Raw genomic sequence first — 14,580 nt, 5'->3', positions numbered from 1 at the left:
CTCACATGAGATTGACTCTCCCGGGCTTTTTTCCCTCCGTGTGCATATGCGGGATATGTCCGCATATGTGTTTTCTCTCGGACCAGGCCATGTATGAACATGCGGAACCCTAGAAAACATGTCTGCTCGTATCATACTACATTTCGCCGAAACGTTCAACGTCAGATGTGATGTCAAAAACCGTCAGCTGCCTCTCCCATTTGGTAACGGTCTCACCGGGCACCATACCGATTTTTTCCGCGACACGGACGGAGGCAGCGTTTTCCGGATCAATCAGCGCCGCTATGCGTCCGTATTGCTGCGTATGAAAACCGTAGTCCAGACAGGCGTTCGCCGCCTCTGTCGCATAGCCGCAGCCCCAGCGGCGGCGGGCAAACATATAGCCGATTTCCATCAAAGTGTTTCCGTTTACCGTCTGCGGAACGATTCCGCATTGACCGAGAAATGCGCCCGTCTCTTTATCCTCTGCGATCCAAAGACTGACGCCGTATCCTGCGGCCAATCGTTTGTTCCAGACAATCCATTCCTTCGTTTCCCGTCTGCTTTTAAGAGAAGGATAATATTTCATGACCTCTCTGTCGGTAAACAGCCCGTACAAATTTTCTTCATCGTCATCCCGCATAGTCCGCAGACGGATACGCCCGGTTGTCAGGATGGTGCCGGAAGACTTATGTTTCATCATGCACGCCACGTCTCCTTTCCCTGTAATAGATTATGGATCCGGCAGGAAAAGTCCTTTCTCAGCATAAAAAAACCGCTTTTTAAAAAAGCGGTTTGACGATTACCAAGGTTTATTTGTTCCGAGCGCCTCGGCCAGGGCCTTGCTGTGTTTTAAGCGGTTTTTTCGTTCTCCGGCGCGCTGAAAGGCCGTATTGTGAAGCATGATTTCTTCCTCAGTTTCCGGCACGATCCGCGGAACGGGTACCGATTTCCCGTTTGAATCAAGCGCGACAAAGGTCAGAAACGACGTTGCCGCAAGCTCGCGTTCGCCCGTCATCAGATGTTCTTTAATGACTTTGACAAACACCTCCATAGACGATGTGCCGACCCATGTGACGTAAGATTCAAGGCATACGGAATCCTGTTGGCCGATGGGGCGCAAAAAATCTACAGAATCCATTGAGGCCGTGACTGTTTCACACCGGCAGTGGCGTGCCGCGGAAATTGAAGCGATATCATCAATGTAGCTCATCAGCTTTCCGCCAAACAGCGTATTGTGATTATTCGTATCAAGCGGAAAAACCCTGCTTGTTTTAACAACCCTTGTTTCTTTGCAAAATCTTGATTCTGGCAACTTCATATTATTTAAACTCCCCTTTGGTGTCTGGTCGTTTTGACTCATTCATCTGTACCCTATTAAACAATACTTTGACCGTTTTGTCTAAAATTTTAAATATTAAGTTGGTTAGATATTCTCTCATAAATGTTTTATTATTCATCACATCCGGGAATAATAAACGCACATTGAATACCGATAGGAGGATATCACATGGACGTATCCATTCCCAAATCCACGCGGAAACCGGCTTGCCGCAGTGAGTTTGATGCTTTGCAGACAGTCATCTTATGCCGGCCGGAACACATGGCCATCAAGGATATTATTAACGGAACGCAGAAACATTTCAAACAAGAAAATATTAACATATCCGTTGCCCTCAAACAGCATAGTGAGTTTATTGACATTTTAAGATCTCATCAGATTGAAGTCGTCCTGCTGCCTGCCGATCCCGCATTGCCTGAGCAGGTATTCACCCGGGATATCGGATTTGTATTAGGCGAGACGGCGTTTATTTCAAACATGGCGGCTTCAGTCCGGCAGGGAGAAGAAAAAGTGTTTCAAGACTTGCTTGACAATAAGAAAATCCCTTATACGCGACTGAAAAAAGCGAATATTGAAGGCGGCGACATCTTGATCGCAGACGGCACCGTTTACGCCGGGCTGAGCAAGCGCACGGATAAAGCGGCTGTCCGGGAGCTGCGGGAGGCGCTGCCGGAGATGACGGTTGTGCCGATCCCTCTCAAGGAGGATTTCTTACATTTGGACTGTGTATTTAATATGATCTCGGAAACGGAGGCGCTATACTGCAAAAATGGCTTGCGGCAGAAAGAAATTGATCTTCTCGCCGAACGTTTTGAGATGATAGAAGTGCCTGAAGAAGAGCAATTCACGCTCGGTCCGAATATCCTGTCACTCGGCAATCAGACAATTATCAGCCTGCCGCAGCACCGTCATACGAACCGCGAGCTCAGAAAAAGAGGTTATACAGTCATTGAAACCGAGTTTTCCGAAATTATTAAATCAGGCGGTTCCTTCCGCTGCTGCACCTTGCCGCTTGTCAGAACATCTTAAACATTTACAAGGCAGTTTCCTTCAAGATACGTTAATATAGAGAAGACAAGACTCTAAAGGGGGAAACCGAATGGCTAATTACATAGGATACGCGGGAACATATACAAAAGGCGGAAGCGAAGGCATTTATTGTTTTGAACTTGATACAGAAGCGAAACGGCTCAGCCGTCCGAAGCTGGCAGCAAAGCTCGGCAACCCGACATACGTCACTCCGAATTCTGATAACAGCATGCTGTATTCCATTGAAAAGGCAGACGGAAAAGGCGGCGTCGCAGCCTATCAGATTCATCAGAACAGCGGGGAATTAACTTTTGTGAACCACCAGCTGATTGAAGGCCCGTCTCCATGCCACGTCAGCATTGATGATAAACATGAATATGTGTTAACCGCTAATTACCACAGCGGAAAAGTGCACGCCTTTCCCGTCAATGAAGACGGAAGTCTGCGGGAGCCGGCTGCCGAAGCCGCTCATACGGGAACAGGTCCTCATGAAAGACAAGAGAAACCGCATACCCATTTCGCAGGCTATACACCTGAGCATAACTACATTGCAGCCGTCGATTTAGGGACGGATACGCTTTATACTTACCAAATGAAAAACGGTTCGCTCACAGAGGTGAAAACTCACTCTTTCGCACCGGGTTCAGGGCCGCGCCACATCGTTTTCCATCCGGCGGAAAAATACGCCTATGTCATGACGGAAATCAGTAATGAAGTCATCGCGCTTGAATACAACCCGACCTTAGGTGAATTCAGAGAGCTGCAGGTCATTTCCGCTTTGCCTGAAGGCTTTACGGACAAATCGCAAGGCAGCGCGATCCGCATATCTAAAGACGGCAGATTTCTTTATGCCGCCAACCGCGGACATGACAGCATCGCCATCTATAAGATCAACCAATATTCCGGCGAATTGTCTCTTATTGAATGGGTGTCGACAGAAGGCAACTGGCCGCGTGATTTCGCGTTTGACCCTTCCGAGACATTCCTTGTCGCGTCAAACGAAGAAACGGGAAATCTGGTTTTGTTTGAACGCGACCCGGAAACGGGCAAATTGACTCTGCTTCAATCTGACATTCCGGTTCCGTATCCGGTCTGCGTGTCATTTCTGCATCAGGTTTAATTAAAAAAGAAAGCTGACTTTATATTGTCAGCTTTCTTTTTTGTATAAATGGCAGGCGACAAAACGCCCCGCCTTCACTTCTTCAAGCTCAGGCGTTATCTTACCGCAGAGCTCCATCGCTTCAGGACACCGCGTCCTGAATACACAGCCGCTCGGCGGGTTAAGGGGGCTCGGCAGCTCCCCTTTCAGAATAATCCGTTCACGCTTGTCCTCAAGAAGCGGATCAGGAATCGGGATTGAGGATAAAAGCGCCTTCGTATAAGGGTGAAGCGGTTCCCGGTAAAGCGCAGCGCTTTCTGTAATTTCCATCATGCGGCCCAAATACATCACGCCGATCCGGTCGCTGATATGCTTGACCATTGATAAATCGTGAGCGATAAATAAAAATGTCAGCCCTTTCTCTTTCTGAAGCCTTTTTAAAAGGTTGACGACCTGAGCCTGTACCGACACATCCAGCGCGGAAATCGGCTCATCCGCCACGATAAATTCGGGATGCAGAGAGAGCGCTCTGGCAATCCCGATTCTCTGCCTCTGTCCGCCGCTGAATTCGTGGGGATACCGGCTGCCGAAATCCGGATGGAGCCCGACAGCTTCAAGCAGTTCATCCGCCATCATCAGACGGGCTTTTCTTGTATTGTAAAGATTGTGGATTTCCATCGGCTCCATAATAATTTCCCTTACGGTCAGGCGCGGATTTAACGAGGCGTAAGGGTCTTGGAAAATCATCTGCAGCTTGCGGAAGAAGACCGACCGCTGTTCTGCCGCGGCACGGTGTATATCCGTCCCTTCATATGATACCGAACCGGCCGTCGGGTCATACAGACGGAGAATAACCCTTCCGAGCGTCGATTTACCGCATCCCGATTCTCCGACAAGTCCGAATGTTTCCCCTCTTTTAATGTGAAAGCTGACACCGTCGACTGCTTTTACGGCTTTCTTTCTTCCTGCGTCAAAATGCATTTTCAGCCCGCTGACTTCAAGGAGCGGAGATGCCGTCATTTTCTATTCCCCCTTTTCGCTTATACAGCGGCGTACGGTGCATAATTCTTTTTCATAGACGGTTCCTTCCAAAGACAGCACTTCGATTGTTTTTCCCGTTTTCGGGGAGTGCAGCATTCGGCCGTCTCCCAGCGCCAAACCGACATGGTGGATCGCGCCTTTTCCTTCTTCATAGGCGAAAAACAAAAGGTCAGCCGGCAGGATATCGTTTACCGCCGCGCCGCATCCGGCTTTTGCTTGGTCCTTTGCATCACGGGGAAGGGTATAGCCATTTGCTTTAAATATCGAATACATAAACCCGGAACAGTCAAACCCGAAACCGCTCAGTCCTCCCCATAAATACGGAAGCCCGAGAAACATCATGCCCGTTTCGATGACATCGGCCGCCCGTCCTTCCGTATGCCGGCACTCGTCTGCGTCAGCTTCATTTACGAACCGTTCTCCGAGCGGCGTCACCACCCGGAAAAAGTCTTTCTCACGTCCTGATGCCGGAAGACGCGTTAAGAAACTTACTTCCAAGTCCGGTTCGCCGTTTGTGTGATATAAAATAGCTGTCGGTTTGGTAATCCATACGGCAGGGGAAGATGTATGAAAGCCGTCTTTTGAAATCTGGCTTTTTTTCATCCACCCCGGATATCCGCGCACATCCTTGTTTGAAGGCTGGCCGGGAACGGCGACAAAAGCCCATTCCCCTTCCTCTTTGAGAATGATCACCTCTTCCCCGAAAAGCGCTTGCGTTTGGACAAGATTGTCTATGCATAATTGCAGCCGCTCTTCATATCCCATAGACGCTAACCATTTTCTGATCTGCGGCGGGTTTTCAAGCATCGGCGCATCATACGAACGGGGAGATGACGGCAACGTCCATACGTTGGCTGCCGCCGCTGTAACGGCTGCTCTCATCTTTTCGCCCCCTCTTGTATCGACACACCGGTAATGCCGAGACCCGGTTCGTCGGGAATCGTAATCTGACTGCCGGTGTATGTGATGCCGCCTTGAATCAAATCATCTTTCAGCATAAGCGGCGCATCAAAATCAAACCTCGTCACATTCCGTTTGCCCGCGGCAAAATGAGCCGCGGCGGTGATGCCGAGCTTGGTCTCAATCATGCTGCCGACCATGCATTCCACGCCGCACGTTTCCGCCATCGCATTGATTGTTTCCGCCTGCTTTATGCCGCCCGCTTTCATCAGCTTAATATTAATTAAATCGGCGCTTCTCGTCTGCAGCACGTGAAATGCCTGACGGGGGGTAAAGACGCTCTCATCCGCCATAATCGGCGTGTCTACGGCATCTGTGACCTGCTTCAGCCCGGCGATATCGTCTTTGTGAACAGGCTGCTCGACCAGCTCAATGCCGAGGCCTGCGTCTTCCATCTTTCGGATCGCAGTCACGGCTTCTTTCGGCGTCCAGCCTTGATTCGCGTCCAATCTCAGTTTGACGTTTCCGCCGACACGTGATCTGATCGCCTGAATCCGCGCAACATCGTCCGATATGTCACCTATGCCGACTTTTACCTTTAAAATATGAAATCCTTTGTTCACATAACGGTCTGCATCCCCCGCCATCTCCTCAGGAGAATTGACGCTGACGGTAAAATCTGTTTCCAGTGTATTCCGATAGCCGCCGAGAAGCCGGTAAAGCGGCTGTCCGTGCATTTGCGCCCATCCGTCATATACAGCCATATCCACCGCGGCTTTTGCGCTTTGATTTCTTTCCAACAGCCGGCTGATATCAAACAAAACGGCTTCCGTGCCGGAAAGGCTCCGTCCCAAGAGAGCCGGCTTCAGCACATCGTGGACGGCGCTTTCAATACCGGCCGCGCTGTCGCCTGTAATGACAACCGTCGGCGGCGCCTCCCCCCAGCCGGTCAGACCGTTGTCAAAAGTGAGCTTCACAATGACCGATTCAGCATTGTAAACCGTGCGTAAAGCGGTCTTAAACGGCTTTTTCAGCGGCACGGACATCCGTCCCGTTTGAATATCTGTAATCCTCACGCCTGATCACTCCCTTCCGGAAACCCCCGATTCAATTGTTACCGCTTTGGCCGCCGTATCCATAACCGCGCGGGCGCCGATCGGAACGGCGAAGCTCGGTGAACAATGGCCGATTTTAAAGCCTTTGAGCGCGGGCTTCCCTGATTTGACAATGTAATCGTTCAGCACTTGCTCTAAAGTAAGCGACTTTTCTTTATGCTTTGGTTCGCATTGGTGAAAATCACAGACCAGGATTCCGGCTGCGTCTGACAGTTTTCCGGCCATCTTTAATTGATTCAGCATTCTGTCGATTTGATACGGCTCCTCATCAATATCCTCGATAAACAGCAATTTGTCTTTTGTATCAATTTCAAACGGCGTGCCGAGTGTGGACGTAATGAGCGACAAGTTGCCGCCTGCAAGCTCTCCCTCGGCCCTTCCGCCTGTCAGCACCTCTAAGGGAGAAATGTCCTCCGTATAGGTAAATTCCGTTTCTGTAAAAAGCTGATGATACGACGCTTTTGTCAGGGGATCAGCATTTTCAAGCCCGACATCTGTGCTCAGCATCGGACCGTGAAATGTGACGAGCCCCGTATTTTGATGAATGGCGGTATGTAAAAACGTGATATCACTGTATCCCCAGAAAATTTTCGGATTGCGGCGGATTAATCCGAAATCGATGTCGGCGGCAATACGGCCAGTGCCGAATCCTCCGCACGCGCATATCACCGCTTTGACATTCTGATCACTAAACATGTCATGGAGATCATCGAGACGCGCCCGGTCTTCTCCCGCCAAATAGCCGTGACGGGTCTTCAGCGCCCGGCCGAGTTTCACTTGAAGGCCAAGCTCATTCTCTAAAAACAGCAGCGCGGTTTGCAGCGTCCCGCTCTCAGGCGGGCTTGCGGGCGCAATCACACCGACCGTGTCGCCTTTTTGCAGTGCTTTCGGTTTATGGTTCATGACTTTTTCAATCTCCTTTCCGGATTGAAAAGTGAAACACGCCGCTCCTTTATCGGCAAAAGAGCGGCATATGTTTCCGCTGTAAGATCAGGACTTTTCCGCCCACTTCAGATCAATGTAACCGACGGGGTGCCGGACAATGCCCTTCACGCCGCTGTTCTGCAGATGCACCTGATTGTAAAAGTAAATCGGAATGATCGGAGCCTCGTTCATGAGCAGTTTTTCCGCTTTATGCATGAGCGCAAAACGTTTTTTGGCATCGGCTTCCTGTTTTGCCTGCTTGATGCAGCCGTCGTATGCCGCGCTGCCCCAGCCGGTGCGGTTCATGGAATTATCCGTCTGGAAAGCCTCTAGAAAACTGATCGGATCTGCGTAATCCGGTAAAAATGAGCTTTGAGAGAACTGGAACTTCAGTCCTTTCTGCTCTTCTAAAAAGACGTTCCATTCCATATTGGCGAGCTTAACGTCTATACCGAGCACACTTTTGAGCTTCTGCTGAATCGCTTCCGCTATTTTCTTATGCTCCGGTTTTGTGCTGTATGTCAATGTAACGGCGGGCAGCTTGTCATAATGCTCTTCTGCCATGCCTTTTTCCAGCAGTTTTTTGGCTTCTGATTCATCCGGATTTAATAAACTGCCGCCCGCTTCGCGGAAATCTTTCCCGTCAGGCTGAGTAAATCCCGGGGATACAAAGGCATGTGCCGGCTTTTCACTGTTTTTGGTCACATAATCCGTGATTTCTTTCTGATCAATCGCTGCCGCGAACGCTTTTCTGATCTTTTCATTTTGAAACGGCTCCATTTTCACGTTAAAACGATAGAAATAGAGTCCGGCCTGATCCCACGTGCGGACATTTTTTCCTCCCATCAGCTGCTCGCTCAGCTCTGCCGGCACAAAGGCGGTATCCAAATCCCCCGACTGGAACATCTGATAGTCGGTATTCCGGTCACTGACCATCGCCCATGTGACTTTATCCAGTTTCACTGTCTTTTTATCCCAATACGTCTCGTTTTTGACCATCGTCATGCTGTCGTCATGCTTCCATTCCGTCAGTTTGAACGGCCCGTTGCCGACAAAGGTTTTTGCTTCAGTGAACCATTTCGGATCAGCCTTGGCGACCTTCTCATTAATCGGGAAATACGCCGGATTGGACACGACGCTCAGAAAATAATCCTGCGGTGCCGCCAATGTGACGACAAGCGTTTTTTTATCTTTTGCCGTGACTTTCACGTCTTCTTGTTTGCCTTTTCCGCTGTTAAATTCTTCCCCGCCTTTGATCATATAGCCGAGAAAAGCGGAAGATGCGCCCGTTTTCGGATCGAGCATCCGTTTCCAGGCGTACACGAAGTCTTCCGCCGTAACGGGATCGCCATTTGTCCATTCGGCGTTATCCCGGATATTGAAGGTATATGTCAGCTTATCAGCGGACACCTTCCAGCTTTCCGCCATGGCCGGTTCGGGCTTATTATCTTTTCCGAGCCTCGTCAATCCTTCCATGATGTTATTCAGCGGCTGCCAGGAAACATTATTAAATCCGATCGGCGGATCAAGTGAGGTCGGCTCATTTTCGTTATTGAGCCGCAGCACCGTTTCACCCCCCTGTTCTTTTGCTTTGCCGGGTTCTGTCCCCGCCTGTTCATTGGCTGTACAGCCCATCAGAGCAAACGAAACAACAGCAATCACACCGATTGCCCATCTCTTTTTCATTTCAATCCCCCTTTTTCCTCTGCTGCCGTCAGCTGCTGCTTCAGCCGCTCTGCACGGTGATCCTGAAGCCAGCAGTTGACGATATGGCTTTTGGATTTCACGGTTGTTGCCGGGTATACCTTTTCACAGACGATCATCCTGTCCGGGCAGCGGGCGGCAAACGGGCAGCCCGGCGGCGGATCGAATAAATCAGGCGGCGTCCCGTCAATCGGCGACAGCTCACTATCCTCCATATCCAGCCGCGGCACTGAACGAAGCAGCCCCTTTGTGTATGGATGAGCCGGACGGTAAAAAATATCATGCCTCGTGCCGATTTCGGCGATTTTCCCCGCATACATGACGGCGACTCTGTCGGCGGTCTGAGCGACGACGCCGAGATCGTGCGTGATCAGAATAATAGACACGCCTGTTTTTCTTTGAATCTTCTTAAATAATTCAAGGATTTGTGCTTGAATCGTCACATCAAGAGCCGTTGTCGGTTCATCGGCGATCATAATTTCCGGCTCGCAGATCAGAGCCATCGCGATCACGATCCGCTGCCGCATGCCCCCGCTTAATTGGTGGGGGTACTGCTTCAGGCGGGATTTCGAGTCCGGGATACCGACCAGATCCAGCATGGCGAGAACTTCGGATTCAGCTTGTTTTCTGGTCATGGCGCGGTGTTCCAACAGCGCTTCTGAGAGCTGATCCCCTATGGTCAAAGTCGGATTGAGCGCCGTCATCGGGTCCTGAAAGATCATAGAAATATCGCGCCCCCGGATTCCCCGCATTTCCCGATCCGACATTTGGCAAAGGTCTTTCTGTTTAAATTGTATGCTTCCGGATTCAATCTTTGCCGAATGTTTCGGAAGAAGACCCATCACGGCTTGTGACGTCACGCTTTTTCCGCAGCCCGATTCACCGACGATCGCAAACGTTTCACCTTTATATAAATCGAAGCTGACGCCTCTGACGGCTTTTACAGTGCCTCCGTATGTTGAAAAAGTAACATGCAGATTTTGAACGGAAAGAACTTGCTGCGCCATTTTTCCTACCTCCTCAGTTTCGGGTCTAACGCGTCCTGCAAGCCGTCTCCAAGTACGTTAAACGCGTACATCGTCAAGGAAATGAAAAAAGCGGGGAAAAACAGCCGCCACCAATGGCCTGATAAAATCGCCGGCAGCCCGTCGTTTGCCATGACTCCCCAGCTTGCAAACGGCGCCTGAATGCCGAGTCCGAGAAAACTTAAAAATGATTCCGCAAAAATCGCCGCCGGCACCGTAAGCGTCATTTGGACAATAATGGCTCCCATCGTATTCGGCAGCAGATTTTTCTTAATGATCCGAAATGTTTTCGCTCCAAACGTTTTCGAAGCCAATACGTGTTCATCATGCTTCATCCTCAGCACCTGCCCTCTGACAATCCGCGCCATGCCGACCCATCCCGTCACGGTCAGAGCGACGATAATGGAACTGAGCCCCGGCCCCATCAGCACCATTAACAAAATGACAACGAGCAGATACGGCAATCCGTAGAGAACCTCGATGATTCTCATCATGGCGCTGTCTGTCCGGCCCCCTTTGTAACCGGCGACGCCTCCGTAGATGACGCCGATCAAAAAGTCGATCAGCGCCGCCATCACACCGACAAATAAAGAGATCCTCGCTCCGTACCACGTTCTTGTAAACACGTCCCGGCCAAGTTCATCGGTTCCGAACCAGTGTGAAAAAGACGGCGGAAGATTCTGCTCGGCGAGCGTCTGCCTTGTCACGCTGTGCGGTGATATCAGCGGACCGAACACAGCCGATAGAAACAGGCAGCATAATATCACAAGGCCGGCCATCGCCAATTTGTTCTTTTTAAGCCGCCGCCACGCATCCTGACTGTAAGACAGGCTCGGACGCTTGACCGACTCGGTTTCACCCTTTCTTTCCGCGCCCGGCTGAAACCAGTCATCAGGCACTTCTGTGTGTTTTACCGTTTCTTGCGGGAGATTCATCAGGATCACCCTTTCTTATGAAGTTTTATGCGCGGGTCTAACAGGCCGTATGCCAAATCAACCAGAAACAGCAGGACGATCAGAATCACACTGTAAAATACGGTCGTTCCCATGATGACCGGGTAATCTCGCTGATTGATGCTTTCTACGAAATATTTGCCCATTCCCGGTATGGCAAAAATTTTCTCGATGACGAAACTGCCCGTTAAAATACTTGCGGCAAGTGTCCCGAGTACTGTCACAACAGGCATAAGAGCATTTTTCAATGCGTGTTTGATCACAATTTTGACGGGAGAAAGCCCCTTTGCTTTTGCCGTGCGGATGTAATCCTGAGTCAGCACTTCGGCCATGCTTGATCTTGTCAGCCTCGCGATAATGGCCATGGGACCGACGGCAAGCGCAACAGTCGGCAGGACCATGTGAACGGGACTCGTCCAGGTAGCTGCCGGAAACCATTTCAGATGAACCGCAAATTGCTGAATCAGCAGCGTAGCCATAATAAAATTCGGAATGGAAATCCCGAGCACCGCAAGGCTCATGGCCGCATAATCGAGAAAGCCGCCGCGCCTGAGAGCGGCCATTATGCCGAGCGCGAGTCCGGAAATCACAGCGATGATGATCGCCGTTATCCCAAGCTCAAATGAGACCGGAAACCCGCGTTCGAGCATAGCGTTTACACTGTCTGACGGTTTTTTAATTGAAGGACCGAAATCAAAGGTAAGAATGGATTTTAGATAGATGGCGTATTGAGTGATAAGAGGTTCGTTCAGATGGTAGTAGGATTCGAGATTTCGCTGGACCGCTTCGTTTGTGCCCCGCTCTTCGTTAAAAGGCGAGCCGGGTATCACTTTCATCATGACAAATGTCAGAGCGGTGATGACGAGGACGGTCATAATCATGGCGATAAAACGTTTGATAAAATACCGCAGCAATGCCGTTCACCCCTTTAACAGAATGTTGTTCTCATGGCGAGTTCTGTCATGACGAGCATGGCCTGATAGGCTTCCGGCATGTCTTTTGCCTGAAATTGAACGATTGTCGTTCCCGGGATGATTTCTGTGCCCGGCATTAAATGGGCCCATTCAGCCTGTCCGTAGTTGGCAAATTCAATGCCTAATACAGGTCTTTCAGGCGGAGTCAGCGGTTTGACCTTATCTTTATTTTTGAGCGCATAGGCTGTTTTTTCCGTCAGGAGCCGTCCGGCTTTTTGAGGGGACAGGCATTTGACCGCGGTTCTTGAAATGGTTTGTTTGACGGCGGCAGTCGTCACATTCGGGATCAGCTCCTCCGCTTCTTTTGCGGCGCAATCATCTCCGGCAGCCATGATGACCGGGACATCGTAAAATCCGGCGAGATAGGCATTTAACCCCAGTTCACCGACCGGCTTATCATTTATGTAAAAGTGGCGGACGCCGAATATCATGCTGTGCGACATAACGCCCGGCATCGACGCTCTCGCATGATAGCCGATAAACATTACGCCCGAATACGATTCATCAAGCCCCTGCATCATGGAAAACGGCTTGACATCCCCCGTAATCAGCTCTGCCTCAGGGTGAAGTTTTTCCGCGAGCAGATTATTCATCTTTGAGTGGCTGTCATTCACGGTCACTTCCGTGCATCCGTTATTAAACGCTTCTGCGATGCACCAGTTTGCTTCTTCGGTCATCAGAACCCTGCCGCGCTCATAATTGTGCATGCGGGAATTGACAAATGTTTCATCAGGCAGTCCGGAAATCCCTTCCATATCCACAGATAGATACAGTTTCATGTAATGCCTCCTTTTTTACTTAAAATTTCGATATTAAATTATGAATATTCTAACAAATTATATTAAAAAAGGATGAAACATGCAATATACCATTCTGCCATTATGGGAAAAAACAAACCCTTTTCACCGGGAAAAGGGTTTGCTGATAGAAATAGTTACATACTGTTTTTGCTTATATGATGACGCTGAAACTGTCTGACCGCACTTCTGTATTCATGATCGGGAATGACCTGATGCCTGATCGGTTCAGGAGCCTGCGGCGAAGGCTGTTCAGCAGCCTGCTTACGGACGGCATGCGGTTTATGCGCCAGCTTATGCCCCATGCCGCTCGCATTCATGACAAATGATAAACACACTAAAAGCAAGCTTAAGATGAAAGCAATAAGAAACAAATCGCTGTATGTCCCCATCAGCAGCTCATGCGGTGATTGTGTGCCGCGCGCGCCCCGAAGCGTGCCGGAAGCATCTCTTTTCGTAAAATACCCTATTAAAACAGGTGCGCCCATATAAATGAAAAGCCTCAAAAACTGAACTGCCGTCATGCGTTTCACCAGTTCCGGAAGCGGTCCGCCCAACGCGGCTCCCATCAGTCCGGCTGCCACAATAAGCCCTGTCCCGGCCGCCAGCATCACGAAAAGCCCCGCAAATAGAATAAGCGGTATATGATGATCCGCCGTCATCCATTGGAAATTCACGAACACCAGTATAACAGAGCCTGTTATGCCGAGCATGCCCGGACCGACTTTATCATATGCTAATGCACTGATGACAGCGGCGATGGCCACGCCTCCCAAAAGGCTCGCATAAAGGAATATCAGTTGAGTTTGTGACATATGATATGCGGTCTGAAGCTCCCCGTGAAATGCAGAAAGACTGACCGCTATGGAAATACTGCCCGCAGCGATCATGAAAACACCCAGAATCGGCTTTGGAATGAGCATAAGTTTAATCGAAATCAGCGCATGTTCGTTTCTGTACTGCATGGTCAGCAAGATCAGAAGAATGACAATGCTTCCTCCAAATCCCGCCAATATCTGCCATGATGAAAAGCCCCATTTCGGCAGATGAATAAATGTATAGGCGGCCAGCACGGCTGATACACCCGCTAACAGAAAACCCATGCCGTCAAATGGAGATTTTTCAGCATTTTTATGAGCGTCATCCCGCAGCCACATATAACTGAAAATGAGGCCGAAAAAAGACAGCAGGCCAAAAATGCCGAACAGCCAGTGCCAATAGCCGGCGCTTGCCGCCGCCGTGCCTAAAACGGTCCCCATAATGACGGACCCGTAAAATCCGCCGATTAACACAAATAATGCGTAATTCCGGCGCTCAATCGGAAACGAAAGCACCAGCATCGGAATCATAATCATCAGCATAGTGCCCGCCGCAGCTCCCTGTAAAAAACGGCCCGCGGCGAGCGGATAAATATCATTTGTCACAGCAGCAAGGAGCGCTCCGATGACACCCGCGGCCATCGAAATCATATAGACAGGCCGGGAGCCGAATCTTTTTCTTAAATACGGCCCCGCCGGCACGAATAAGGCAAATGCCATATTACCGATAATAATCGGATGAAAAGAGTCAAAGTTTTCCCCGCCGACCGTCTGCCGGACAAGGCTTTGGACAGCCGAAAGAGCGGTATTCGACATCAGCCCCGGCCCGACAGCCAGCACAGCAAGCAGAGAAATGATCCAGTGATGTTTTTCTTTCATT

The 14,580-nt window shown here is 50.0% G+C and carries 14 protein-coding genes and 1 riboswitch; of the genes, 2 read left to right on the top strand and 12 right to left on the bottom strand.

The window, feature by feature from the left end; genetic code table 11:
- Window positions 1–15: 15 nt before the first annotated feature.
- Window positions 16–124: riboswitch (guanidine-I (ykkC/yxkD leader) on the bottom strand.
- Window positions 125–136: 12 nt separating this feature from the next.
- Both NYE36_RS07035 and NYE36_RS07030 read right to left on the bottom strand, forming a co-directional pair.
- On the bottom strand, window positions 137–682 hold the full coding sequence (locus NYE36_RS07035) for a GNAT family N-acetyltransferase (protein WP_199022491.1): 546 nt from the start codon (window positions 680–682) through the stop codon (window positions 137–139).
- 99 nt (window positions 683–781) lie between these two features.
- Window positions 782–1,300, bottom strand: a complete 519-nt coding sequence (locus tag NYE36_RS07030) for an acyl-CoA thioesterase (RefSeq protein ID WP_199022490.1) — start codon at window positions 1,298–1,300, stop codon at window positions 782–784.
- Between the two features lie 189 nt (window positions 1,301–1,489).
- Between NYE36_RS07030 and NYE36_RS07025 the strand changes: the two genes are divergently transcribed.
- Together NYE36_RS07025 and NYE36_RS07020 are read left to right on the top strand one after the other, a co-directional pair.
- Window positions 1,490–2,350 carry a dimethylarginine dimethylaminohydrolase family protein gene (locus NYE36_RS07025; protein WP_031378798.1) on the top strand — a complete coding sequence of 287 codons (861 nt, stop codon included), beginning with the start codon at window positions 1,490–1,492 and terminating at the stop codon, window positions 2,348–2,350.
- Between the two features lie 70 nt (window positions 2,351–2,420).
- Window positions 2,421–3,470 carry a lactonase family protein gene (locus NYE36_RS07020; RefSeq protein ID WP_199022489.1) on the top strand — a complete coding sequence of 350 codons (1,050 nt, stop codon included), beginning with the start codon at window positions 2,421–2,423 and terminating at the stop codon, window positions 3,468–3,470.
- A gap of 27 nt (window positions 3,471–3,497) precedes the next feature.
- On the opposite strand, the gene NYE36_RS07015 is transcribed toward NYE36_RS07020, so the two are convergent.
- The 10 genes from NYE36_RS07015 to NYE36_RS06970 all read right to left on the bottom strand — a co-directional run bounded on the left by NYE36_RS07015 (window position 3,498) and on the right by NYE36_RS06970 (window position 14,579).
- Window positions 3,498–4,469 (bottom strand): oligopeptide/dipeptide ABC transporter ATP-binding protein, encoded by a 972-nt coding sequence (locus tag NYE36_RS07015; RefSeq protein WP_007610864.1) that lies wholly within the window; start codon window positions 4,467–4,469, stop codon window positions 3,498–3,500.
- A gap of 3 nt (window positions 4,470–4,472) precedes the next feature.
- Window positions 4,473–5,372, bottom strand: a complete 900-nt coding sequence (locus tag NYE36_RS07010) for a C40 family peptidase (RefSeq protein ID WP_199022488.1) — start codon at window positions 5,370–5,372, stop codon at window positions 4,473–4,475.
- On the bottom strand, window positions 5,369–6,466 hold the full coding sequence (locus NYE36_RS07005; protein ID WP_199022487.1) for a dipeptide epimerase: 1,098 nt from the start codon (window positions 6,464–6,466) through the stop codon (window positions 5,369–5,371). Before NYE36_RS07005 ends, NYE36_RS07010 begins: the two co-directional genes overlap by 4 nt.
- Window positions 6,467–6,472: 6 nt before the next feature.
- On the bottom strand, window positions 6,473–7,420 hold the full coding sequence (locus NYE36_RS07000; protein WP_161619917.1) for an LD-carboxypeptidase: 948 nt from the start codon (window positions 7,418–7,420) through the stop codon (window positions 6,473–6,475).
- A 75-nt stretch (window positions 7,421–7,495) separates the two neighbouring features.
- Window positions 7,496–9,115 (bottom strand): peptide ABC transporter substrate-binding protein, encoded by a 1,620-nt coding sequence (locus tag NYE36_RS06995; protein WP_060675390.1) that lies wholly within the window; start codon window positions 9,113–9,115, stop codon window positions 7,496–7,498.
- Entirely contained in the window at window positions 9,112–10,140 is a 1,029-nt protein-coding gene (locus NYE36_RS06990) for an ABC transporter ATP-binding protein (RefSeq protein ID WP_021493815.1), read from the bottom strand. Before NYE36_RS06990 ends, NYE36_RS06995 begins: the two co-directional genes overlap by 4 nt.
- A gap of 5 nt (window positions 10,141–10,145) precedes the next feature.
- Complete coding sequence (locus NYE36_RS06985; protein WP_003154782.1) at window positions 10,146–11,093, bottom strand: ABC transporter permease; 948 nt, start codon at window positions 11,091–11,093, stop codon at window positions 10,146–10,148.
- Window positions 11,094–11,098: 5 nt separating this feature from the next.
- Window positions 11,099–12,025, bottom strand: coding sequence for an ABC transporter permease (locus tag NYE36_RS06980; RefSeq protein WP_060675391.1), 927 nt, complete (start codon window positions 12,023–12,025; stop codon window positions 11,099–11,101).
- A gap of 14 nt (window positions 12,026–12,039) precedes the next feature.
- Entirely contained in the window at window positions 12,040–12,864 is an 825-nt protein-coding gene (locus tag NYE36_RS06975) for a M55 family metallopeptidase (RefSeq protein WP_007407248.1), read from the bottom strand.
- A 155-nt stretch (window positions 12,865–13,019) separates the two neighbouring features.
- Window positions 13,020–14,579, bottom strand: a complete 1,560-nt coding sequence (locus NYE36_RS06970) for an MFS transporter (RefSeq protein WP_241458144.1) — start codon at window positions 14,577–14,579, stop codon at window positions 13,020–13,022.
- Window position 14,580: the final 1 nt, after the last annotated feature.

Origin of the sequence: Bacillus sp. FSL R5-0593 (genome assembly GCF_038603755.1) — a bacterium.
GTDB lineage: Bacteria > Bacillota > Bacilli > Bacillales > Bacillaceae > Bacillus > Bacillus velezensis.
This window is presented reverse-complemented; position numbering and strand designations above follow the sequence as displayed.